Source organism: Clostridium massiliamazoniense, from assembly GCF_001403635.1.
GTDB classification, from domain to species: Bacteria; Bacillota; Clostridia; order Clostridiales; family Clostridiaceae; genus Sarcina; species Sarcina massiliamazoniense.
Window position 1 is genome coordinate 1 of sequence record NZ_LN879467.1, and the last position, 24477, is coordinate 24477.

Annotated in this window: 22 protein-coding genes, 1 pseudogene and 1 riboswitch; of the genes and pseudogenes, 15 read left to right on the forward strand and 8 right to left on the reverse strand. The window is 28.1% G+C overall.

What is annotated here, in order from left to right; all coding sequences use genetic code 11:
* Positions 1–172 precede the first annotated feature (172 nt).
* Complete coding sequence (locus tag ARA19_RS03950; protein WP_055069667.1) at positions 173–853, forward strand: sulfurtransferase; 681 nt, start codon at positions 173–175, stop codon at positions 851–853.
* A gap of 303 nt (positions 854–1156) precedes the next feature.
* Here ARA19_RS03950 and ARA19_RS03955 read toward each other — a convergent pair whose 3' ends face one another.
* Positions 1157–2338, reverse strand: coding sequence for an L-lactate MFS transporter (locus tag ARA19_RS03955; protein WP_055069668.1), 1182 nt, complete (start codon positions 2336–2338; stop codon positions 1157–1159).
* Between the two features lie 598 nt (positions 2339–2936).
* Positions 2937–3054: riboswitch (SAM riboswitch) on the forward strand.
* A gap of 143 nt (positions 3055–3197) precedes the next feature.
* Here ARA19_RS03955 and ARA19_RS03960 point away from each other — a divergent pair.
* The 5 genes from ARA19_RS03960 to ARA19_RS03980 all read left to right on the forward strand — a co-directional run bounded on the left by ARA19_RS03960 (position 3198) and on the right by ARA19_RS03980 (position 7415).
* Entirely contained in the window at positions 3198–4160 is a 963-nt protein-coding gene (locus ARA19_RS03960; protein WP_055069669.1) for a methionine ABC transporter ATP-binding protein, read from the forward strand.
* Complete coding sequence (locus tag ARA19_RS03965; protein WP_055069670.1) at positions 4160–4798, forward strand: methionine ABC transporter permease; 639 nt, start codon at positions 4160–4162, stop codon at positions 4796–4798. Before ARA19_RS03960 ends, ARA19_RS03965 begins: the two co-directional genes overlap by 1 nt.
* 59 nt (positions 4799–4857) lie before the next feature.
* A complete protein-coding gene (locus ARA19_RS03970) occupies positions 4858–5691 on the forward strand; it encodes a MetQ/NlpA family ABC transporter substrate-binding protein (protein WP_055069671.1) in 834 nt (277 codons plus the stop codon).
* 270 nt (positions 5692–5961) lie between these two features.
* Positions 5962–6798, forward strand: a complete 837-nt coding sequence (locus ARA19_RS03975) for an aldo/keto reductase (protein ID WP_055069672.1) — start codon at positions 5962–5964, stop codon at positions 6796–6798.
* 257 nt (positions 6799–7055) lie between these two features.
* Entirely contained in the window at positions 7056–7415 is a 360-nt protein-coding gene (locus ARA19_RS03980) for a hypothetical protein (protein WP_055069673.1), read from the forward strand.
* A 190-nt stretch (positions 7416–7605) separates the two neighbouring features.
* On the opposite strand, the gene ARA19_RS03985 is transcribed toward ARA19_RS03980, so the two are convergent.
* Complete coding sequence (locus tag ARA19_RS03985) at positions 7606–8721, reverse strand: DMT family transporter (protein ID WP_055069674.1); 1116 nt, start codon at positions 8719–8721, stop codon at positions 7606–7608.
* A 567-nt stretch (positions 8722–9288) separates the two neighbouring features.
* Here ARA19_RS03985 and ARA19_RS03990 point away from each other — a divergent pair.
* Together ARA19_RS03990 and ARA19_RS03995 are read left to right on the forward strand one after the other, a co-directional pair.
* The gene (locus ARA19_RS03990) at positions 9289–10218 is read left to right on the forward strand and encodes an exonuclease domain-containing protein (protein ID WP_055069675.1); all 930 of its coding nucleotides are present in this window, start codon (positions 9289–9291) and stop codon (positions 10216–10218) included.
* A 302-nt stretch (positions 10219–10520) separates the two neighbouring features.
* Positions 10521–11855, forward strand: a complete 1335-nt coding sequence (locus ARA19_RS03995; protein ID WP_055069676.1) for an MATE family efflux transporter — start codon at positions 10521–10523, stop codon at positions 11853–11855.
* Between the two features lie 144 nt (positions 11856–11999).
* On the opposite strand, the pseudogene ARA19_RS04000 reads toward ARA19_RS03995, so the two are convergent.
* From ARA19_RS04000 to ARA19_RS04015, 4 genes and pseudogenes are all read right to left on the reverse strand, one after another.
* A pseudogene (locus ARA19_RS04000) lies at positions 12000–13864 on the reverse strand (PTS fructose transporter subunit IIABC).
* 13 nt (positions 13865–13877) lie between these two features.
* Positions 13878–14789, reverse strand: coding sequence for a 1-phosphofructokinase (gene pfkB / locus ARA19_RS04005; RefSeq protein WP_055069677.1), 912 nt, complete (start codon positions 14787–14789; stop codon positions 13878–13880).
* Between the two features lie 2 nt (positions 14790–14791).
* A complete protein-coding gene (locus ARA19_RS04010; RefSeq protein WP_055069678.1) occupies positions 14792–15538 on the reverse strand; it encodes a DeoR/GlpR family DNA-binding transcription regulator in 747 nt (248 codons plus the stop codon).
* Positions 15539–15780: 242 nt separating this feature from the next.
* The gene (locus tag ARA19_RS04015; protein WP_055069679.1) at positions 15781–16335 is read right to left on the reverse strand and encodes a DUF4352 domain-containing protein; all 555 of its coding nucleotides are present in this window, start codon (positions 16333–16335) and stop codon (positions 15781–15783) included.
* Positions 16336–16609: 274 nt separating this feature from the next.
* On the opposite strand from ARA19_RS04015, the gene truA reads away from it, so the two are divergent.
* The 6 genes from truA to glpK all read left to right on the forward strand — a co-directional run bounded on the left by truA (position 16610) and on the right by glpK (position 21835).
* Positions 16610–17347, forward strand: a complete 738-nt coding sequence (truA, locus tag ARA19_RS04020; RefSeq protein WP_055069680.1) for a tRNA pseudouridine(38-40) synthase TruA — start codon at positions 16610–16612, stop codon at positions 17345–17347.
* A 187-nt stretch (positions 17348–17534) separates the two neighbouring features.
* Positions 17535–18017 carry a hypothetical protein gene (locus ARA19_RS04025; RefSeq protein WP_055069681.1) on the forward strand — a complete coding sequence of 161 codons (483 nt, stop codon included), beginning with the start codon at positions 17535–17537 and terminating at the stop codon, positions 18015–18017.
* A gap of 97 nt (positions 18018–18114) precedes the next feature.
* The gene (locus ARA19_RS04030; RefSeq protein WP_055069682.1) at positions 18115–18543 is read left to right on the forward strand and encodes a hypothetical protein; all 429 of its coding nucleotides are present in this window, start codon (positions 18115–18117) and stop codon (positions 18541–18543) included.
* Positions 18544–18813: 270 nt separating this feature from the next.
* Positions 18814–19524 carry an MIP/aquaporin family protein gene (locus ARA19_RS04035; protein ID WP_055069683.1) on the forward strand — a complete coding sequence of 237 codons (711 nt, stop codon included), beginning with the start codon at positions 18814–18816 and terminating at the stop codon, positions 19522–19524.
* Positions 19525–19560: 36 nt separating this feature from the next.
* Positions 19561–20121, forward strand: a complete 561-nt coding sequence (locus ARA19_RS04040) for a glycerol-3-phosphate responsive antiterminator (protein WP_055069684.1) — start codon at positions 19561–19563, stop codon at positions 20119–20121.
* A gap of 214 nt (positions 20122–20335) precedes the next feature.
* Complete coding sequence (gene glpK, locus ARA19_RS04045) at positions 20336–21835, forward strand: glycerol kinase GlpK (protein WP_055069685.1); 1500 nt, start codon at positions 20336–20338, stop codon at positions 21833–21835.
* Between the two features lie 146 nt (positions 21836–21981).
* On the opposite strand, the gene ARA19_RS04050 is transcribed toward glpK, so the two are convergent.
* Both ARA19_RS04050 and ARA19_RS04055 read right to left on the reverse strand, forming a co-directional pair.
* Positions 21982–22254: a hypothetical protein gene (locus ARA19_RS04050; protein WP_055069686.1), complete on the reverse strand. Its 273-nt coding sequence runs from the start codon at positions 22252–22254 to the stop codon at positions 21982–21984.
* Positions 22255–22487: 233 nt separating this feature from the next.
* Positions 22488–23552 (reverse strand): transglutaminase family protein, encoded by a 1065-nt coding sequence (locus ARA19_RS04055; RefSeq protein WP_055069687.1) that lies wholly within the window; start codon positions 23550–23552, stop codon positions 22488–22490.
* Positions 23553–24016: 464 nt separating this feature from the next.
* On the opposite strand from ARA19_RS04055, the gene ARA19_RS17855 reads away from it, so the two are divergent.
* Entirely contained in the window at positions 24017–24214 is a 198-nt protein-coding gene (locus ARA19_RS17855) for a hypothetical protein (protein ID WP_207643333.1), read from the forward strand.
* Positions 24215–24477 lie beyond the last annotated feature (263 nt).

Genomic DNA, 24477 nt, shown 5'->3' on the forward strand with positions numbered 1-24477 from the left:
AACATTTAGTATATAAAATGACACAATTATAACACAACGTAACACAACATTTAGAAAAAAATAAGATATACACAAAGTTGAAAATCTATTTTAAAGTGTGATTATTACTTGCTTTAAGTATTTAAAAAAATATAAATAAATATGAAAAAATAATAGACCGCAGAATTGGACAATGGGAAGTAAAGAAACACTTATAGAAGTCTGTAAAAAATATAATATAAGTAGTACAGACAAGATAATAGTAACAGCTTGGAATCAAATGGCTTCCTTTAGGGTGGCTGCAATACTTCTTTACATAGGAGTAAAAGATGTACGAGTTTTAAATGGGGGACTTTCTTATTATAGCGCTTTAGATTTTCCACTTTCTACAGAAAAGACAAATGTAATGCATAATAATAATATTAATATAGGCATATTCAACCCAAAAGGAATGATTGTATCTACTAATAAACTAAAAAGATTGTTAAAAAGAAAGAACTTTACTTTAGTTGATAACAGGACTTGGCTTGAGCATATAGGAAAAGTTTCTGGCTATAGTTATCATAAGAAAAGAGCGAGAATTCCAGGAGCTGTTTATGGGTATGCAGGATATTCTGGGTCACAAAGTTTAGATTATTATAGAAATGTGGATGGAACGATGAAGAGCAAGGCTTCAATTAAAGCTTTATGGAAGCAAAGTAATATAAAAATGACAAATAATCTTGCATTTATGTGTGGAAGTGGTTGGCGTGCTTCAGAAGTTTATTTCTATGCCAAGGTATTTGGTTATAAAAATATTTCTGTATATAGTGATGGTTTTATAACATGGAGTAAGGATCCAAGTAATCCTACTGTTACAGGAATACCTAAATAAAATAAAGGTGCTGATTTGATACAGCACCTTTATTTACATTACTTTTATTATCGGACGAGATAGCTATATAGGTACAAAATGCTGTGACCATTGAACTAGTACTAGAAGCTCTTTATTTTTGAACAATAGTTTCGTAAAAAAATTTCCATTGTTTGAACAAAGTGAGTTTGGAAATTTTAGAAACTATTGTAGAAAAAATATTAGAGCTTCTTTACGTAAGTGAGTGGTCACAAATGATGAACCTATATAGCTAGATAAAAGGCAAAGAGAATGTATCAAATTACAGATACATCCTCTTATTATTTAAGCTTTAACTCTATTAACTTTAGGTGGTTTTATAAATACCATTATTAATATTGATAATATAGCAACTAAAAGCATTAACCAGAATGTTGGTTTAAATCCGCCCATAACATTAGCTACAACTCCACCAAGAAGACCACCTATACCAAATCCTTGATATATTACACCATAGTTTTTACTATGATTAGTAAGTCCAAAATATTCACTTACTATAGCAGGGAAGATTGTTAAATTTCCTCCAAATGCAAATGCGATTAAAGCTATAGATACTGTGAATGTTGTCATAGATAAAGGTACAAATAAAAGAATTATTATTCCTATAAACATTAATAAAAATGCGAAAGCTGAAACTTTAGTTCTTGGTAATCTATCTGAAAGGCTACCAAGTATTAATCGTCCTAAAGTATTAAATATAGCTACAAGAGCAACTGCACTTCCTGCCATTGCTGGTGAAAGGTGAGCAAATAAAATACCTATATTTTTTGCAGTACCTATTAAGTATAAACCACTTAAACATGATGAGAAGAAAGCTATAAATAATAGATAAGCTGATGGCTCTTTAAATAACTCAGGCCAATTAAATTCTTTCACAACTGAACTCACTGAAGAAGAAACAGTTTTAGGTGCATCTTTTAAGAATAAAGCCCCTATAAATACAAGAATAAAGGCCATTAATCCCCAGTACATAAAAGCATGTACAATTCCAGTATTTTTAATAAGATCAGCATTAATATATTTGAATATTAAACTTCCTAAACCATAACATCCAATAGATACACTAGATATAACTCCTTTATGGTCAGGGAACCATTTTAAGCAATTTGATAATGTAAGTATATAAGCTATCCCATTAACTAGTCCAACTATTACACCTGCTGAAATATATAATTCAATTAAGTTGTCGAATTTTGGTGCAAAAGCAAGTCCAAGTCCTAATATGATAGCACAAGCAGCAACGACAATTCTTATACCGAAAGTTTCTTGAAGCTTACCTGCAAATAAAGTACCTATAGCTAAGCAAAAACTTGTTATAGAAAAGCTAAGAACAACTTGTTCTAAACTCCAACCATGTAGGTGAGATAAAGGTGCATTAAATAAACTCCAAGTATATAAAGTACCTAAACCTAATTGAGCCAACATAGTTCCTATAAGAATAAGAATTCTATTTGTTTTTTTCTCCATTTTCTTTTCTCCTTTGTTAATTTTTAGACACTCATTGTTTATATATACTTATGTGTTAGCCATTAATAGTTATATTTTACTTAATATTAATATATTATAGATTAAAATAAGTTCTATTATAATTTAATAAAAGGTATTTTCGATAAATAACCTCAATTAAATTAAAAATTTTTTTATATACAATTATGGATATTCATAATAATTATATATTTCTTATGAGAATATAATAGCAAAAGACATGTTATAATAAAAAACAAGTGTATCTGTATTATACAAGAATTTTTATTTGTGTAAATCTATATTAGATTAAATTAATTTAAAGAAAAATATATATATTTATGAAAATATTCATAAAAAACACTAAAAAATTAAATAAATATATAAAAAAATATAAAGAAATTAAAAAAAAATAAAATAAGATTAATTCGCTTAAAATTATTAAAAACAAAGGTGAAATTAATTATTAAATAAGTATTTATTATTAAAATAAATAAAATATTAAAAAATTCAAATAAAAGAGGGAAAAATTACAAAAAATATTGACTGTATTTAAAATACAATATATACTATATTTAACAGTTAAATAGACAAAGAATGTTTCTTATCAAGAGAGGTGGAGGGACTGGCCCTATGAAACCCAGCAACCAAACTTAAGGTTAGGTATCTAATCTAAGAAGTGGTGCTAATTCCAGCCGTATTTTACGGAGAGATAGGAGAATAAATTAATGGGTAGTATATCTTTACGCATTAGAGTTTATTCTCTAATGCGTTTTTTCTTTTAGAAACATCTTTAATATTTAATATTTAATTTAAAATCTTTCAGTGCTATGGTTATAAGTACTCTATTGGGGGGAATAATTTGATTGAAATTAAGGACTTAACAAAAAGCTTTGGTGATGGAGAGGTCATCAAAGGGATTAATTTGAATATAAAGGAGGGAGAAATATATGGTCTTATAGGTCAAAGCGGGGCAGGAAAGTCAACTTTACTCAGGTGTATAAATGGTCTTGAAAGTTATGACAAAGGTTCTCTAAGAGTTATGAGAAGAGAAATTAGTGAACTTAATGAAAAAGAACTTAGAACATTTAGAAAAAGTTTGGGAATGATTTTTCAAGGCTTTAATCTTTTGAATAGAAAAACTGTTTTTCAAAATATAGCACTTCCTATGGAGGTTTGGGGTTACTCAAAGGAAGCTATTAACAAGAAAGTTAAAGAGCTTATAAAACTTGTAGGTCTTGAAGGAAGAGAAAATGCAAAACCTAGAGAGCTTAGTGGAGGTCAGAAGCAAAGAGTAGCTATTGCAAGAGCTTTATCTTTAGAGCCCAAAATATTATTATCAGATGAAGCAACTTCAGCTTTAGATCCAAAAATAACAAAGGATATATTAGAACTTTTATTAAAAATAAATAAAGAACTAAATATAACAATTGTTGTTGTTACTCATCAAATGGAAGTAGTGAAGGAAATCTGTGAAAAGGTGGCACTCATAGAAAACGGAGTTATAGTAGCTGAAGGAGAAGTAGAAGAGTTATTTTTAAGTCAAGGGAGAGAGCTTAAGAGATTTTTAGGAAATAATGAAGAATTGCTTCCTAAAGACGGTATAAATATAAGAATATTTTTTCCTAGTGACTCTTCAGAAAATGCCTTAATAACTAAAATGGCTAGAGAATTAAATGTTGATTTTTCAATAGTATGGGGCAAGCTTGAAAAATTTAAAAGTGGAGTATTAGGAAGTTTAGTTATAAATATAAATAAGGAAGATGAAAATAAAATAATTAAATATTTGAAAAGTAAAGAAATTAGGTGGGAGGTAATTGAATAATGGTAGATATTTTGGGGCAAGCATTAATAGAAACCTTTCAAATGGTTGTATTTTCAACCTTATTTTCATTAGCAATAGGCTTTATCTTAGCAATAGCATTAATAGTAACCTCAGCAGAAGGGGGCTTTAGACCAAATAAGGTCATATATAAAACATTAGATACTGTTATAAATATATTAAGAAGTTTTCCGTTTATAATTTTAATAGTATTTTTAATACCATTTACTAAGTTAATAATGGGAACATTTATAGGACCAACAGCAGTGATAGTACCCCTAACAATTGGAGCATCTCCTTTTGTGGCAAGAATTATAGAGGGGGCTTTAAAGGAAGTTGAGCCAGGGGTAATAGAAGCAGCTAAGTCTTTTGGGGCATCAAATATACAAATAATATTTAAAGTAATGTTAAAAGAAGCAGTGCCATCAATAATTTCAGGAATAACTTTAACTATTATAACTATAATAGGATATTCAGCTATGGCTGGAACTGTAGGTGGTGGGGGGCTTGGAGATGCAGCAATAAGATATGGATTTCATAGATTTCAAACAGATGTAATGGTTGTTACTGTTTTAATACTGGTAATAGTAGTACAAGTATTTCAAAGTTTGGGAAATTACTTTTATAAAAAGTTACGTTAATTAATTTTTTTAGTGGAACATTGTTAGAAGTATAAAAATAAGAAAATGGGGGTATATTTATGAGAAAAAATTCAATTTTATCAATAGTTTTAATGGGGATTTTAGGATTTTCAATTATAGGATGTGGAAGTTCAAAAAATGAAAGTGTGCAGAGTTCAAAGGAAAATGATAAAACTATAACCATAGGAGTTTCACCAGTTCCTCATAAAGGTATTGTAGATGCAGCTATTCCAGAGCTTGAGGGAAAAGGATATAAGGTTGTTGTTAAGGAATTTATTGATTATGTTATACCAAATACAGCTTTAGATAGTGGGGATTTAGATGCAAACTTTTTTCAACATACTCCATATTTAAATAACTTTAATGAAAAAAATGGAACTAAAATAAAATCCTTAGGAGCTATACATCTAGAACCACTTGGAGCATATTCAAAAAAAATTAAGGATATAAAAGAGCTTAAGGATGGTGCTACTATAGCAATTCCAAATGATCCATCAAATGAAGCAAGAGCTTTAAGGTTATTAGAGGCAAATGGTTTAATAAAACTAGATGCTGGTGATACAGTAACTCCAAAGGATATTAAAGAAAATAAAAAGAATTTAAAATTTAAGGAATTAGAGGCAGCTTTACTACCAACAGTGGTTGATGAAGTTGAAGTTGCTGTAATTAATGGGAACTATGCCTTAGAACTTTTTAATCCATCTAAAGATGCTTTATTAATAGAGAATAAAGATAGTGAAGCTTCAAAACCATATGGAAATGTATTAGCAGTTAGAGAAGGAACAGAGAATAGTGAAAAGATTAAAGATTTAAAAGCAGCATTAACATCAGAAACAATTAAAAAATATATAAGTGATACCTATAAGGATGGTAGTGTAATTTCTGTTTTTTAAAGTAATGAATATATATAAATTCTTTCTTTGAGAAAAGTTAATTTAAGGATTCTATATAATGGTTATTTGTTCATAGCCATTACATAGAATCTATTTTTTATCAACTAACTAGTGTCTGTGAGATTCTAATATTTTATAAGTTAAAGATAAATGTAGATATTATATTTTAGATGATTTTTAGGATAAAATTTAGTAAAATTTGCACCTAAGTAATAGCTAGACATAGAAGAAAGAGAGTATAATAGAATTGGAAAGGTGTGAGTAGAGATTATGAATGAAAAATTTAAAGTGTTAAATAATGACGTAAAAATACCTTCTATAGGTTTTGGAACATATAAGTCAGGAAATGATGATGAAACAGCTAAAATAGTGAAATATGCATTAGAAGTAGGCTATAGACAAATTGATACTGCTTCCTTTTATGGCAATGAGGTTGGAGTAGGTAGAGGAATAAAAGAAAGTTCAGTGAAAAGAGAAGATATATTTTTGGTGACTAAACTTTGGAATAGTGATCATGGTTATGAAAATACTATTAAGGCTTTTAATAGGTCATTAGAAAATTTACAGGTGGAGTATATAGATTTATATCTTATTCATTGGCCAAATAAGTTAAATTTAGAAACTTGGAGAGCTTTTGAAGACCTTTATAATGCTGGTAAAGTGAGAGCTATTGGAGTATGTAATTTTAAAATAGGTCATTTAGAAGAATTAAAGAAAGAGGCTAAAATAATGCCTATGGTAAATCAAATAGAAATACATCCTTTGAGTTCTAAGGAAAATATGCTTAAATATTGCAATGAAAATAATATTCAATTAGTAGCTTGGAGTCCTATAATGAGGGGAAAACTATCTTCTAATGAATTAATAAATGATTTAGCAAAGAAGTATAAAAAGACTATAGTAGAAATAGTTTTAAGATGGCATATTCAAAGAGGTGTTGTTCCTATACCAAAGTCATCAAATGAAGAAAGGATAAAAGAAAATTTCAATATTTTTGATTTTAATCTTTCTGAGGATGATATGGAAGCTATAAATTCATTAAATGAAGGTGATAGTGTATCTGTAACGGGAGTTCCAGAGAATACAACTTATATGGATTTTAAGTAAATAATTCAAGTATCTATTTTATTATTAGTTATAGGAGTAGCTCAATTTCTAATAAGTAGTTTTGTGCCTTATGGAATTAGTTCTATTTATAATTTTATCATTAATATTTTGTTATAGTTCTTGGAAACTTTCTTTTGCAAAGTAACTAGCATCATAATGTTAAATTCACTAAAAGAAATGTTAGTTTATTAATAAAAAACTATATTAGGTAAATAATATAGGTGACACAAGAATAAAAGCAAAGGATGGTAAAAGAAATGGAAAAGAATTTAACTAAACATGATTATTCTGTAGGAATTGAAGAATTAAAAGATGAGAATGTAAAGGAACTTATTTATAAACTAGATACTTATGACAATGAGCTAGTAGAAGGAGTAGAAAATGTAAAAATAATAACTGGAGATAATAAGCTTATACAATATCTTGAGGAAAATGATATTAGTCATGAAACTACTTCAGATAATGGTACAAAAGTTCAATATACATTAGTTCTCAAGTTGGAAAAGGGAGATAATGACGTGAATTTTGTAGATAATGAAGGAACTAGCAATAAAATAAATGACATAATTGATGAAATATCAGGTATCATAAAAAGTTTTGATTCCTCTAATAAATAATTTAGGACTTAGAAAGTGAAAAATTATTATATTCTTTTTATAAATATATTAGTAAAAAGAATATTTTAACTTAATGAATTTTGTGATATGATATATTCTTGTAATACAATAAAAGACAGCTAGAATTGCAGTTCTAGCTGTCTTAATGAATATTGTATTTTGCATTTTAGATAAGTCAATTCATTTTATACTAATTAGATTTAACATAATCTTTACTTGCATAAGTATTAGCTCTAACGAAAATTGCAGTTTTCTTAGTTCTATATACATGTCTGTAGAATTTAGTATAAGTATGAATTGATTTATTTTTATAATTTTTTATAGCAAGAACATTATAAAATTTATCAATTTTTACGGTAGGAACCATATCTTTGCTATTAGAATTATTTAATATAACTAATATGGAGCCAGCTAATATTACAAGTGTATATATTACTTTATTTATTGTTATGTTAGAGTGAAGTAATAATATACTAAATACTAATGACCATACTACATAAGTCATATTTAAAATCATAGATTTTACTGGACCTATATCTTTAATACAGGAATAATAAGAAGATAGTGATATAACACCCATTAATGACGCAGTTAAGCATAAAATTAGTGTATAATGATTGGTAGTAATTAAGCTACCAATTAGATTATAACCATGTATGAATGGTAGTACAAAAATTCCAAAAGTTACTCCAGATGTGATAAACCTTATTTGTAACATTTGAAGAGGCGTTATTTCATTATCCTTCATTGCTATTGAACATAGAACACTTTCAGAACCCCAACCGATTATAGGTAATAATGAGAATAGTATTCCTATTATATTCATATGTCCATTATTTCCATTAACACTTAAAAGTGTTACGCCTGTTATACCAAGAATTAATCCTAACCAAGATTTTTTATTTAATTTTTCTTTTAAGAAAATTGCTGCTAGTATGGCACCCATAATTGGATAAGCGCAGGACATTGCTGCTGCATATGAAGAACCTATATACTTAATAGATAAGTAGTATCCACCCATACCTATTGGTCCTCCACATAAACCAACTAAAATAGCATATTTGGCACTTTTACTTTTAAATGCCTTAAAGAAATCAAAAAGTTCTCCTTTTATAATAAAGTATGAAATTAGCCATATAGATCCAATAAAATCGTGTAAAAATACTGCCACTAAGGGTGTAAATATAAGACTATATTTCATATTTGAAAAAGGTGAAAGTGAGAGTACTATACCTGAAATCAGTGTTGTAATTGCCCATGTGATAGCAGAAAATACTCCTTTACTAATACCTTTAAAATTATCCATCAAATTCCTCCTTGTAATTTTAAATATGTAACACACATTGAACCAGTATTAGTAAAATATATTTAAATTCATTTTTATTGAAAACGTATTCAGAAGATGGTAGACATAATAAATTTAATATTATCTATCAATGAATAGGGAAATCCCTATAAAGAATTTAAAGTGAAAATTATATTGAAATTATAACTAGCACAATGTGTGCTGTAATAGTATTGTAACATAGAAATGAATAATTGACAAATTTCATTCATTTTATTAAAAAAATGAATTGATTTAATGCAATAAAACTTAAGAATTGTTAAGGATAATTTTAAGGGATAATTTAATACATATTATCTTAATATAGACTTCTTTGTTTAAGGTGGTATATCAGTAACTTCAATAGATTTCTAGGTGAATTTTAGAATGCAGGTGATAAGTGAATTATGGATAAGATATGGGGAAAAAGATGTAGGCAAAGTAAGAAAATTGTGAAGATAGTAATTAGGTGTTAAGAGTGAAGGGAATTATGTTATTATATATTTGATTTAGATAGAAAATATATAAGTTGTGGGAGTGAATGAATTAATGAATTTTGTTGCTATAGATTTTGAAACAGCTAATGAGAAGAGGAGCAGTCCTTGTTCTATTGGAATGGTAGTAGTTAGAGATGGAAGAGTAATAGATAAAATATATCATTTAATAAAACCAAAGGAAATGAGATTTTTGCCTATTAACATAGGAATTCATGGAATAAGACCAAGAATGGTTGAAAATGCATTAGAGTTTGATAAAGTATGGGAAGAAATAAAAGAATATTTTAATAATAGTTTAATTATAGCCCATAATGCATCATTTGATATATCTGTTTTAAGAAGGACTTTGGAATTATATGAAATAGAAGCACCTTCATTTAACTATATATGTATAATGAAACTTGCTAAAAATTTTTATAGAGGTTTAGAAAACGCAAGACTTAATACTGTTAATGATTTTTTAGGTTTTGAATTTAATCATCACAATGCTTTAGCTGATGCAGAGGCATGTAGTAACATTTTACTTAATATATCAGAAGAATTAGGAGTTTTAGATATTAATGAAATATCTGAAAGTCTAGGCATATCAATTGGAACTGTAGATAGAAATAAATATAAAGCATCTAGTGTAAAAGGACGAGCTTTAATAAGTTCTAAAAAGGTAGCTGTTAACAATAAAAAAATGCTTTGTGAAGGGTTACATGGAGATATTTTTAAGGATGAAGTTGTTGTATTTACAGGAAGACTTTCAACGATGACTAGGGGAGAAGCTATGTCAGTAATAAGAAGACTTGGTGGAACTACTGGAAGTTCAGTTACAAAGAAAACAACTTGTCTTATAACTAATTCAAAGGATTTAGATGATTTAATGTTTGGTGAAATGAGTACCAAGTTTAGAAGAGCAGTTTATCTAAAAGAACAAGGGCAAAATATTAAAATTTTAAATGAAAATGAATTTTTAAACATAATAAAAAATGAATAGATTTAAGGCAAATATAAGGGTGAAAAAAGAATTAAATACATTTAAAGAAATATAAACATAATTATGTAAATAAAAGACAAATAAAAATACAAACAGATTTGTAAATAAAATAACAAATAAAAGTACAAATAAAAATACAAGCAAAAATAATAATAAAATTTAGGAATTAAGAATCAGTTTGTTAAATTGATATTACTCTATGAAATCTACCTTAAATTCTTTAAATAAAATAAAATAATAAAATAAACATAGATAAATATCTATATTTATGATATTATTAGTTTAAAAAGCAAGGGGGAATTATGAGTGAAATAGATTTAACAAAAGGAAATGTTTTTAATGTACTAACAAGATTATCAATACCCATAATGGGAAGTTCATTATTACAATTTGCGTATGGATTAATAGATATGCTATGGGTAGGGAATCTTGGAAGTAATGCAATAACTGTTGTAGGATCATCTAGCTTTTTTATAGGTTTAGGATACTCAATTAATGCTATTGTAGTTATAGGAACAGGAATAAAGGTTGCACATTCTATAGGTGAAAGAAATGAGACAAATACAAAAGAATATATAAATATGGGACTTATATTAAATTTAGTAATTGGAATAATATACATGCTAATTTTATTTGCTTTTGGAAAGAGTTTCATAGGTTTTCTTGGATTGGGGAATGAAAGTGTTATAAAGGATTCTTATATATATCTTGCTATAAGTGCTCCTATGTTATTTTTTTCATTTTTCAATACTTTGTATATAAGGATATTAAATAGTTTTGGGGATAATAAAACTTCTTTGAAAATAAGTGCTATAGGTATTTTGTTAAATATAATCTTAGACCCTATCTTAATATACTCATTAAAATTTGGAGTATTAGGGGCTTCTGTAGCAACCTTAATATCTAATTTTATAATATTTTTATTATTTAATATTAAAGCTTGGAATATAGTTAAATTTAATTATGAAAATGGAATCAAATATAAAAAGGGGGTTGAAATAATTAAATTAGGATTTCCTATGGCTCTTCAAAGAATAATATTTACTTTAGTGAATATAACCATTGCAAAGATTATTGCTATTTTTGGAGATAATGCCATTGCAGCACAAAAAATAGGATTGCAAATAGAGTCAATAACTTACATGGTTATTGGAGGATTAAATGGTGCAATATCTAGCTTTACAGGGCAAAATTTTGGAGCTAAAAAATATAAACGTGTTAATGAAGGGTATATAACTGCATTGAAAATAGGTGTTATATATTCATTTATGACAACAATGTTATTTATTCTATTCTCTAGTTTTTTAGCAGAGATATTTGTGAAAAATACTGAAACAGTAAATATGGCGAGTAATTATTTAAAAATACTTGGTGTGTCTCAAGTATTCAGTATGATAGAAATGGTATCTAATGGCGTATTTACTGGTATAGGAAGGCCAAGTATTCCATCTATAATAAGTATAGTTTTTACTATATTAAGGATTCCTATAGCAATGATATTAATAAAGCCCTTTGGATTAAATGGAATATGGATGAGTTTTACAATAAGCAGTATTTTGAAAGGGATTACGGCTTCATTGATTTATAAATATAAAACATATAAAAGCTTAAAAATGCTAGAAATTAGATGTGTATAAACTAAATTTTAGTGCTTCTTATTTAGAGTTATATGTTTGTTTACCTTAGACTTATAGAAGGGAGGAGTATTACAGCCTCTAGTTATGAGATAAAAAAGAAGTACTTCAAAGAAGAAGAAAATCTACTTTGAAGTACTCTTATTATTAAGCCTCTTGAGGGGCTTTTTTTAATATTCCAATTAATATTCCTGAAGTTATAGATCCAGCAATTATTGCAAGGATATATAATAAAGGGTTTCCCATTACAACAGGTATTACAAAAAGTCCACCATGAGGTGCTGGTAATTGAATATTTGCAAGCATTGTAAGAGCTCCAGTTAGGGCAGCACCAATTGCGCAAGATGGGATTATTCTTAATGGGTCAGCTGCAGCAAATGGAATAGCTCCTTCTGTTATAAAGCAAGCACCCATTATATAGTTTGTGAAACCAGCTTTTCTTTCATCAGCTGTAAATTTATTTTTAAAGAATGTAGTTGCTATGGCAGTTCCTAATGGAGGAACCATTCCACCAGCCATTATAGCAGCCATAGGATAGTAATTTCCAGTACTTACAAGAGCTATTCCAAAGGCATAAGCAGCTTTATTTAAAGGACCACCCATATCTATAGACATCATTGCTCCTAAAACTAGACCAAGTAAAACTTTATTTCCAGTTCCTAAAGCATTAAGCCAGTGAGCCATTCCATTATTTAAAGCACCTACAGGTCCAACTACAACTAAATACATTACAACACCAGTTATTAAGATACCGAACAAAGGATAAAGTAATACTGGTTTGATTCCATCTAAAGCTTCTGGTAAGATTGCAAATAATTTTTTTAATAAAATAACGCTATATCCACCAAGGAAACCAGCTATTAATCCACCAAGGAAACCAGCACCACTATTAGCAGCAATAAAACCACCTACCATAGCAGGAGCAAAACCAGGTCTATCAGCAATACTCATTCCAATAAATCCAGCAAGAACAGGTATCATTAATTCAAATGCATTTTTACCACCAATTGTATTTAGTAAAGCAGCAAATTGATTATATTGTGAACTAGATGGGTCAGCAGAATGAATACCAAACATAAATGATATAGCTATTAAAATTCCACCACCTACTACAAAAGGAAGCATGTTTGAAACACCACTCATTAAGTGCTTATAAAAACCAGTTCTTTCACTTTTCCCGGAAGGAGTAGAAGAAGTATTTTTATTTGAATATACTGGAGCTTTTCCAGAAAGACTTTCTTCTATTAGTTCCTTTGGTCTTTTCATAGCTTGTACAACTGGAACAATAACAACTCTTTTGCCATCAAATCTAGCCATTTCAACTTGTTTATCAGCAGCTACTATAATACCATCAGCATTTTGATGTCTTCATCTGTAAGTTTATTTTTTACCCCTGTTGAACCATTGGTTTCAACTTTTATATCATAGTTGAGTTCTTTAGCAGTTTTCTTTAAGCTGTCGGCAGCCATATAGGTATGTGCAATACCAGTTGGGCAAGCTGTAACAGCTAAAATATATTTTCTGTTATCATTAGGAGTAGTTTCTTCTTCCTCTTCATCATCTTCAAATTTATCAATTAAGTCTAGAACTTCTGATGGAGTTTTAACTGACAAAAGGCCATTTTTAAACTCAGGATTCATAAGAAGTACTGAAAGCTTAGATAGAGTTTCTAAATGATCAGCATTGGCACTTTCACCAGCAGCTATCATAAACACTATATGCACAGGTTCTCCATCTAGAGAATCATAATCAACACCATTTTTTACAATGCCAAGAGCTAGAGAAGGTTCCTTAACAGCAGAAGTTTTACCGTGAGGAATAGCAATCCCTTCACCAATACCGGTGGAGCTAAGACTTTCTCTTCTTAAAATTTCTTTTTTATATTCTTCCTTATTATTTAATTTACCCGCAAAGTCTAAAAGCTCAACTAGTTGGTCTATGACATCATTTTTATTTTCAACTTTTAAATCTAAGTTTATTGTTGCCTTACATAATAAATTTGATATTTTCATTATTTAGCCCCCCTTAAATTTCTTTTATAGTTATTTCAGAAAGAAGATTTATAGCATCATTTTTGGTACATAAATCTGTTGAAAATGCACTAGCACTTCCTGTTGCAATACCCATTTTAAAGGCATTTACTATGTTTTTATCTTTTATATATTCTGAGAGGAAACCAGCAACTAAAGAATCACCAGCACCTACTGAGTTTTTAACAATACCTTTAGGTGCATTACCTTTAAAAACTTTATTTTCTGTAATTAAAACAGCTCCATTACCTCCTAAGGATATAATTACATTTTCAGCACCCATATGAACTAATTTCTTACCATAATATATTAATTCATCACTATTAGAAATTTCTACATTGAATATTTCTTCGATTTCATGATTATTTGGTTTAATTAAAAATGGTTTTAGTTTTATTGCATCTAGTAAAGGTTTACCTGAGGTATCAACTATAACTTTAACTCCTTTTAGCTTTAATTGTTTTTGTATTTTAAGATATAAATCACTAGGAAGAGAATTTTGAATACTTCCAGCTAAAACTAAAATATCTTCTGAATTTAGATCATCTAATTTGTCAAAAAGCTTATTTAAATCATCATTACTTACTTCAGGCCCAGAACCATTTAATTCTGTTTCTTTTGAAGATTTTATTTTTACATTTATTCTACTATCTCCAGAAACTTTAATAAAATCTGTTTTTACCCCTGTAGATTTTAAAAAGTTATCTATAAATTCCCCAGTAAATCCACCAATAAAACCAAGACATATGCTATCTTTATGAAAATTTTTTAATACTCGAGAGACATTTATTCCTTTCCCTCCAGGAAACTTATTGTCTGAGATTCCTCTATTGACTTTTCCAAGTGTAAAATCATCTACATTTACTAAATAATCTATAGATGGATTTAATGTTAATGTGTATATCATAGCTAATCTACCACCTTTACATCAGTTAAATTCTTAAATTTATTTATTTTTTCATTTGAGGTACTTACTAAAGTGCATTGGTTTATATCAGCAAATTTTACAAAAGATATAGTATCGATTTTGGTACTATCGCATAGAATGAAAGATTCTTTAGATAGTTTTATAGCAGTTTCTTTTATAGAAGCTTCTTCTATATCTGGAGTAGTGAATCCAAGTTCAGGGTGCACACCATTAGTACCTAAAAAAGCTTTATCAAATCTAAATTTATTTAAAAACTTTATAGCTTCTGACCCTAAAACTACTCTAGTAGATTGCTTTAAATTACCCCCAACCATAAAACACTTTATATTATTATCAAGAAGAGCATTTATATGATGTATTCCATTAGTAACAACTAATATATCTTTTTTTGTACTTAAAAATTCTATAAGACTATAAGTTGTTGTTCCGCCATCTAAATAGATACAATCTCCATCTTCAATTAAATTACTAGCAAAAAGTGCTATGGATTTCTTTTCATTTATATTTAAAGAAGATTTTTCATTATAAGATGCTTCAATAGAATTACGTGAAAGTGATTTTGCACCTCCATGAACTCTTTTAAGTTTATTTTCTATTTCTAAGGACTTTAAATCTCTTCTAATAGTAGATTCGGAACTATTAGTAGATTCTAATATTTCTTTTAAACTAACAAAACTTTTTTTATTTAACAAAGATAAGATTATTTCATGTCTTTTTTCTGTGAGCATAATATTATCTCCTATTCAAAATATTTATAATGTTTAAAATTTACCTTTGAATCAAGTAAAAGTTCAAAAGTAATTGTTTACAATACTATTATAAAATAAATAAATATAAAAATCAACCAAAAACTTTCAAAAACAATCAAAATAAATCAAAATCGTTCAGGATGTTTTTTTAAACTAAGAAAAAACCTAAAATTAAGATTTCCATTCACTAGAAACTCATTAATTTTAGGTTTTTATTTGTATTAACTTTCTATTTTATAATCAATTTGTTTATTATCTATGTTTATGTATAGATCTCCTGATTTTATAGGTCCTTCGGTTTCAAAAACAATAGGAATTGAATAATTTACATTTGGTTTAAGAACACCACCTTTGGAAAATGCATCTAAGTAATCAGTTAAATTTGCTTCAGATATTTCCATTGTAGTAGGGTCATCAACATTATATGTTTTCCCATTAGAAGATAATGTAAATGTATTTTTTTCTAAATCTAAGGATGGGATATTTTCTTTAGATGTATTTTTTGCTGATATATATGCAACAAAGAAATTATTATCTGTGCTAGTTTTACTTAAGGTAGTTTTACCCAAAGTTTGAGTGTTTTTAATCTTCTTTACAGTAATATTATAGGATCCAATGGTTGCAGAATCACCTACTGTAGACGTATTGTCAATAGTGGCAGTAGAATGTTTAACAAAATAGTATGATACTGCTCCTATAATAATTATAGCTATAATTATTATAGCACCTATGAGCTTACCTTTTTTTATGGATCTTTTTTCATTAAGTTCTGTCATTATTTTTCCTCCGTTTGTGAAATGAAAGTTTTAGTATCATTGAATTGTTTATGGTATTATCTAAAAGCATACTAATATGTTTTTAAGTTTATTTACTTTTTAGATAAATGTTATATAATTCTTTTGCATAAAAATTATATCACAGCATTAAGCGAATTTTAAGACCATATAGGCTTAAAAAGAGAAAAATAATATTAAAAAAGAAAAGATAATATAGTAAAGTATAAAATAGTAATAAAGAATCATTAAAAATAATTAATAAAGGTGGATAAAAATGAAAAATTTTAAAATAGAAGTACAATATGATGGATCAAGGTATAAGGGATGGCAAATTCAAAAAGGAAATACATCTACTATACAAGGAAAGATAACAGATGTGTTATGTAAAATGGAAAACGAAGAAATAAAGTTAATTGGTTGTGGAAGAACAGATGCTGGTGTACATGCAGAAAGTTATATAGCTAACTTTAATAGTAATACAAGGAAAACTCCAGAACAAATATTAGAATATTTAGAAGACTATTTACCAGAAGATATTGTTATAAAATCAATAAAAGAAGCTAGTGAGAGATTTCATGCTAGATATAATATAGTTTCAAAAACTTATATTTATAGAATAGATAATAATAAATATAGAAATGTTTTTGCAAGAAGGTATGCAACTTATATTAAAGAGGATTTAGATTTAGATGCTATGAAGGAAGCAGCTAAAATTTTAGTTGGTACACACGATTTTAAGAGTTTTACTACAATGAAAAGTAAGGATAAATCTACGGTAAGAACTATAAATTACATAAATATAAGTAAAAAAGATGGAATTATAGAAGTAGAATTCAATGGTAATGGCTTCCTTCAAAATATGGTTAGAATAATAATGGGAACTTTAATAGAAGTAGCCATAGGAGAAAGAAAGGCAGTTGATGTAGAAAAAATTCTTGAAGCAAAAGAAAGAGCAAAAGCTGGTCATACTGCCTATGCCCATGGCTTAACAATGAAGGGGGTGCAATATTAATATTGTAATTCGCAAAAAATAGGGGTTATTTTAAAGTGAAGTTTTTGCTTTAGTTTAAGATAATCCTTATTTATGTTTAAGAATTTCCTTTATTTTAATAAATAAGTTTAATTTTATTTTTAAGTAATGGTTATAGAGTTTTATTATTAGAATAAATATAAGATATAGCAATTTATATTGGTGAAATATGAATTTTGAAGAATTTTTTAATTTCTATGCTGGAAATTTTATTAATAATAATAGAACTAATACAGATAATAGTGATAATAGTTATGACGGTGTAGGGGGATTTGGATGTAATGATATGCCAGGAGGATTTCAAGATTTAGACCCTAATTTTTTTGTAACACTAAGTTCCTTAGTTGGTCTTATATCAGCTCAAAATTTACCTTTTAACCTTCAAAATGCAATAGGAAATTGGTTTGAATTACTCGGTCAAGTTATGTTGACTTATAATGCTCAACAACAATATTTTCAAAATGGTCCAGGGCATTATTATGATGTTAGAAATAAAAACATAGGTAATGCTACTTGTCCAAGCACTTCAGGGCAATCAAGTACCTCTGGGCAATCAAGTACTTCAAATACTTGCAATTGTGAGAAGGAAATAGAAAAGTTAAAAAAAGAAATAAAAAGGTTATCTGAGAAAATAGATAGGCTACAAAAATAAAAAGATATATTTATCATGTAAAATATAAAAAACTAGAAGGAATAGCTATTAAATTGAAGAATAAATATAAAGTGAAGTAATTTTATGTGAGGATTCTATGAGTTTTGAAGAATTTTTCAATACCTATTGTGGTAATTCTAATATTGACTTTAATGGTTTTGGATGTGAAGATATACCAAATGGATTTCAGGATTTAGACCCTAATATGTTTATAACATTAGCAACCTTAGTAGCTAATATATCTGCAAGAGATCTTCCATTTAATCTTCAATATGCTATAGGAAACTGGTTACAAGTAGTAGGTCAAGCTATGGTAGCTTATAATGCTCAACAGCAGTACTTTCAAAATGGACCAGGACTTTATTATGATATTAGAAATAAGAACATAGGCAATGATTCGTGTAAAAGTTCATCTGAGTCAACAGTAAAAAATGATTGTAATTATCAGCAGGAGTTAGTTGAACTTAAGGAACATATAAAAATATTATATAAGGAAATAAGTAGGCTTAAAAAAGAGAATGATTAATTATTGATTATAAAAAAGTAATAAGTTGATTTAATTAAGATAATGACTTATTAATAAAGTACTATTGTTTGAAATGATTTTGTATTAAATTTACAGATTATTTATAATAAAATATTGTAAATAATTTCTTTAATAGTATAATATAAATATAATATGAAAAGGAATACATTAGGTCACATAATGGTGTTAGAGAATTAGAGTTTAAACACAAAGAAGGGGACTTTCTTTTGGTTTGGCTCTTTTTTTATTTAAATATTTAGGAGGGGTAAAATGGGAAGTAAGTTTATTGCAGAAGTTATGGGGACATTCATATTAATTTTATTAGGAGATGGTGTTGTAGCTAATGTAGTTCTCAAAAAAAATAAAGGGGAAGGTTCTGGTTGGATTGTTATTACAGCAGGTTGGGCCTTAGCAGTTACTATTCCAGTATTTATTTTTGCTAATGTAAGTGGAGCACAATTTAATCCAGCAGTTACTATTGCTTTAGCAGCTACTGGCTCAATGTCATGGGCAGAAGTTCCTATATTTATAGGTGGACAACTTATAGGTGCATTTTTAGGAGCTGTAGCAGTGTTTTTTAATTATTACAAACAATTTGAAGCAACAGAAGATCCTGATTCAAAACTTGGAGTATTTGCAACTATACCAGCTATAAGAAATTATAAGTGGAATTTTGTAACAGAGTTTATAGGTTCATTTATTCTTATGTTTGGAATTTTAGGTCTTGGAGCTGTACAAATGGCTGATGGGCTTTCTGCTATATCTATAGGGTTACTAATTTTTGTAATTGGATTATCACTTGGTGGACCAACAGGATATGCTATAAATCCAGCTAGGGATTTAGGACCAAGAATTGCACATTTTTTATTACCTATAAGAGGTAAGGGGAGTTCTGATTGGTCTTATGCATGGATTCCAGTAGTAGCACCAATTTGTGGAGCATTGGTAGGTGCTATATTATATACTTCAGTATTTATGTAAAATACAATTTAAATATAAGATATGAGAGGAGCAATTATGTTAAACTTTAGAAGGATTTTAGAAGACAATCCAATTGTGGCAGCGGTTAAAGATGAAGAACAGTTAAAGGAAGTGTTAAGAACAGAAGTAAACGTTATTTTCGTGCTTTTTGGAAATATACTTAATATAGGACAGATTAGTGAAAGTATAGATAAGGCAGGAAAAGTTGGAATAATTCATATAGATTTAGTAGAAGGACTTACTAACAAGGAGGTATCGCTTAGATATTTAAAAGAGAACACAAAATTTAAAGGTATAATAAGTACAAAACCACAAAGTATAAAGGTTGCTAAAAAGTTAGGTTTTTATGCTGTACAAAGATTTTTTATAATTGATAGTATGTCACTTAAAAGCACTAAATTACATTTAGTAGAAGAATGTGATGCTATAGAAATATTACCAGGTTTATTATTTAAAGTTATAAGGGATTTATCAACAGAAATTAAAAAACCATTAATAGTTGGAGGATTAATTTCAGATAAGGAAGATGTTATAGAAGCACTTAATGCTGGTGCAACTTGTATATCCACAACTAGAGAGGAAATATGGGAAATGTAATTTTTAAAAGTTTTGGCGTAGAAAGTAACTATAAGTAAATTTAAAATGGTAGTTTTTAGTTTGTGATTATTAGTAATAATAAGTAAAATTAGTTCATGGATAGTAATTAAATTTTAATTGATTTTAATTATAGGATTTGTTTGTTATTAAATAAAGGAAAAATTTAGATGATTATAAAATTTAATCTAAATATTATTTCTGAGGGGGATGTATTATGGAAAAGTATATAGTATCTTTAGATCAAGGAACTACTAGTTCAAGAGCAATTATTTTTGATAAAGAGCAAAATATCTTAAATGTGAGTCAAAAAGAATTTACTCAAATTTACCCTAAGGAAGGTTGGGTAGAACATGACCCGATGGAAATTTGGGCAACTCAGTATGGAGTTTTACAAGAGGTATTAGCAAAGAGCAATATAACTCAAGAAAATATAGCTGCAATAGGAATAACCAACCAAAGAGAGACAACGGTAGTTTGGGATAAAAATACTGGAGTTCCTATATATAATGCTATTGTATGGCAATGTAGAAGAACAGCTGAGTTTTGTGATGAATTAAAGGAGAGAGGTCTTGAAGAATATATAAGAGAAAATACTGGTTTAGTTATAGATGCATATTTTTCAGCAACTAAAATAAAGTGGATTTTAGATAATGTTGAAGGTGCTAGGGAGAAGGCTGAAAACGGTGAACTTTTATTTGGTACCATAGATACATGGCTTGTTTGGAAGCTTACTAATGGAAAAGTTCATGTAACTGATTATACAAATGCTTCTAGAACTATGCTTTATAATATAAAAGAATTAAAGTGGGATGAGAGATTATTAAAGGAGTTAAATATTCCTAAGTCGATGCTTCCAGAGGTTAAAAATTCTTCTGAGATTTATGGATATGCAAATTTAGGAACAAAAGGTGGAGTTAGAGTTCCTATAGCTGGTATAGCAGGAGATCAACAAGCAGCATTATTTGGTCAAGCTGCTTTTAATAAAGGTGATGTTAAGAATACTTATGGTACAGGTTGTTTTTTATTAATGAATACTGGAGAGGAACTTGTAAAAAGTAAAAGTGGATTATTGACTACTATTGCTATAGGAATAGATGGTAAAATTCAATATGCTTTAGAGGGCTCAGTGTTTGTTGGTGGTGCTGTAGTTCAATGGGTTAGAGATGAATTAAGACTAATAACAGATGCAGTGGACACAGAATATTTTGCAACAAAAGTAAAGGATAATGGAGGAGTATATATAGTTCCTGCTTTTGTAGGATTAGGTGCTCCATATTGGGATATGTATGCAAGAGGTGCTATTTTAGGTTTAACTAGAGGTGCTAATAGAAATCATATAATAAGGGCTGCTATAGAATCCATAGCGTATCAAACAAGAGACGTACTTGAAGCCATGAAAGAGGATGTTGGATATGATATAAATTGTATTAAGGTTGATGGGGGAGCAAGTAAGAATAGCTTTCTTCTTCAGTTCCAATCAGATATAGTTGGTAAAAAGGTAATAAGACCAATTATAACAGAAACCACTGCTCTTGGAGCTGCATATCTTGCTGGACTCGCTGTTGGATACTGGAAGGATAAAGAGGAAATAGGTAAGTTCTGGTTTGTAAGTGAAGAGTTTGAACCAAAATTAGAAGAAGAAAAGAAAGAAGCTTATTATAAGAAGTGGAAAAAGGCAGTTTCACGAGTAAGAGATTGGGAGCTTGATGATTAATTTTAAAATATATTTTTAAAATAAGGATCTGCTTTAAATCACTATTAATAATTGAGTATATAAAAGGGGCTACCTCATTTTGAGATAGTCCCTTTGCTTATGAATAAGTAATTTGTTAAGATTGTTCATTTGATATGACTTATAAATTATTCTTTACTCTTTAGAAATGTTGGTTTTAATAAAAATTGACTTAATACTATGCAAGTGCACATAGTTATAGCCAATGGCAATAGTTTAGGTAAATTTATAAATACCGGCTCCATTAATAAAATAATCCCAAGTAATGCTATGCTAAAGCTTATATAAGAAAGGTAGCCATATCTTTTAATGTACATTCCAGCTTTATAGCCTTTAACAAGACTATAAAGTCCTAAAATAAATAGTAAAGTTCCAACAAAAACCATAATCCATAATAACATGACTAAATACCTCCCATTGCATATTATATTTATGGTTTACAAAATATAATTGTTCAATACCTTATATTCTTAGATTGTAGAAAAAATATTAGAGTTTCTTTACGTAGGTGAGTGGTCACAAATGATGAATCGATATAGCTAGATAAAAGGAAAAGAGGATGTATCTGTAATTTGATACATCCTCTTTTCTTGTGTAGGTAATAGAAATTACTAAAGAGTTGAGTAGTTGAGTATTATTTTAAATTAGTAGATGTAGTTTTATTAAAGTCAGTATGTGAAGGGGTAATATTGTTTGTTCTTACTGTAGCAAAGCCTTGGTTTATAGTTGATAAGTATATATGACTTTTGTTGAAGTTTTCTGGATTATTAAAGTAATCTAGATGTCCCCAAGTTCTATAATTAGTTGTTGTATATATAGTATTTCCTACTTGTTTTGTTGTTACACTTGTAACTGCTTTTGTTATTGTGTTTGGATTTAGTATATAGCTTGTGTTGCTTTTAGACATGCCTGCTCCACCTTTTGAAATTGGTGTATATGCGCTTGATGCAAATGTACAATCTACATTAACCCATCCTGTAGAAGTTCCTAATGAAGGTAGGTATACTTGATTCCATGCATGTCCACCCCAGTTTTCTCCACTTCCACCATTAGATAGACCACTTATTACTCTAACTTGAAGTCCTTCAGCTCTACACATATCAGCATATAGTTGAGCATATCCTTCGCATATTCCTGTTCTATGATTAAAAGTATAAGTAGCTGTTGATTCATTAGGAGTAGCTGTATTATTGTTTATTGCATTTTCTATGCTTGTACTGTAAGAGATGTTTTGAGCAATCCAAACATAAATAGCTTTTGCTTTTTCTACATTAGTAGTAGCATTAGCACAGATTTTATTAGCTATATTTACTATAGCTGGTGAAGTTTCGTTTAATTGGTTTACTGACTCACCGTTATACATGATGTTTTGATTATCATATGTAACCTTACCATTAAAGTTATTTCCAGCAGTTTCTGATAAGTATTGATAGCTTATATAACCTACAGTTCCTTTGTAAGATACTTTATAAAAATTATTACTCATTCCTAAAACGTTTACTTTAGTGCCTTCTGGTAATACTGCTAAAGTTGTAGAATTACTATTTGCTTCTTTAGTGAAATTAGCAGATTGGCAATTAACGATTTGTGCTGTAAATAAAGTAGCATCATTACTGTTATTAGTAAGGGTACTGTAATTATTTTTATAAGGTATTTTTTGAATCATAGCTGTAGGATTAATATTATTTGTTGTTAACATTGAAACACGTCCTTTATCTTTAGTCTGTAATTTGGAATTACTTTATTGCGAAAAATTTAAAGTATTTAAATAGTATGTTATTAATATAGTGCTATTTTAGTTTTGTTTCAAGAATATGTATTTAATAGTTTTTATTATTTTAATTAAGTAAAATTAACTATTAAAAATAAAATTAACTTTAAAATAATAAATTAATATTTTAATATTAATTTTAATTTAATTAATATAAAAATTAAAATAATTTTAAATGGCTGAAAAGAGCTGTTTTAAGGGAGAACAATGCATAGAAAAATGAATATATTAAATATAGTATTATTGTTAAAGGTGAGCAAAGATTAGTACGTAAAAGAATTTTCTTTAATATTATATTTATGGTATAAATTTAAAATGAACAAATATATATTATTAAGAAGAAAAAAATAGTATATTTAATTTTAATTGAACTTTTAACTAATATTGTAGCTATGGAAAGTTTACCTAGCGATGTTGAATACACTAATAAAAATGTTAATTTTTTACTATATAAGGAAGGAATTAGTAGTGATTATTTTGTCATTCCCTATAGTAGTACACATTATTTAACTGAAAGTGATTTAAGAGGATTAAATGCTGAGGAACTTGAGATTGCAAAACATAGTTATATATTTGTTATTGACCAGTGAAGGGCTTTTTTGGTATACTTCTGTAGATTATTCTATATCTTTGAATAGTATAGAGGAATATAATGTAGGTAAAATAGTTGCTGAAGTGGCTAGAAGATAATTTTAGTTTATTTAATAAAGATAATGGAATTTTCTAATAGTTTATTGGATTAAAAGTGAAATGTTAACAATAGATTAAAAATAGATTTAGTATTAGATTTTCTTATTTTATTATGCTATAATAAAAATAAGAAAACGATTAAATTAAATAAATTTTAAAGTAA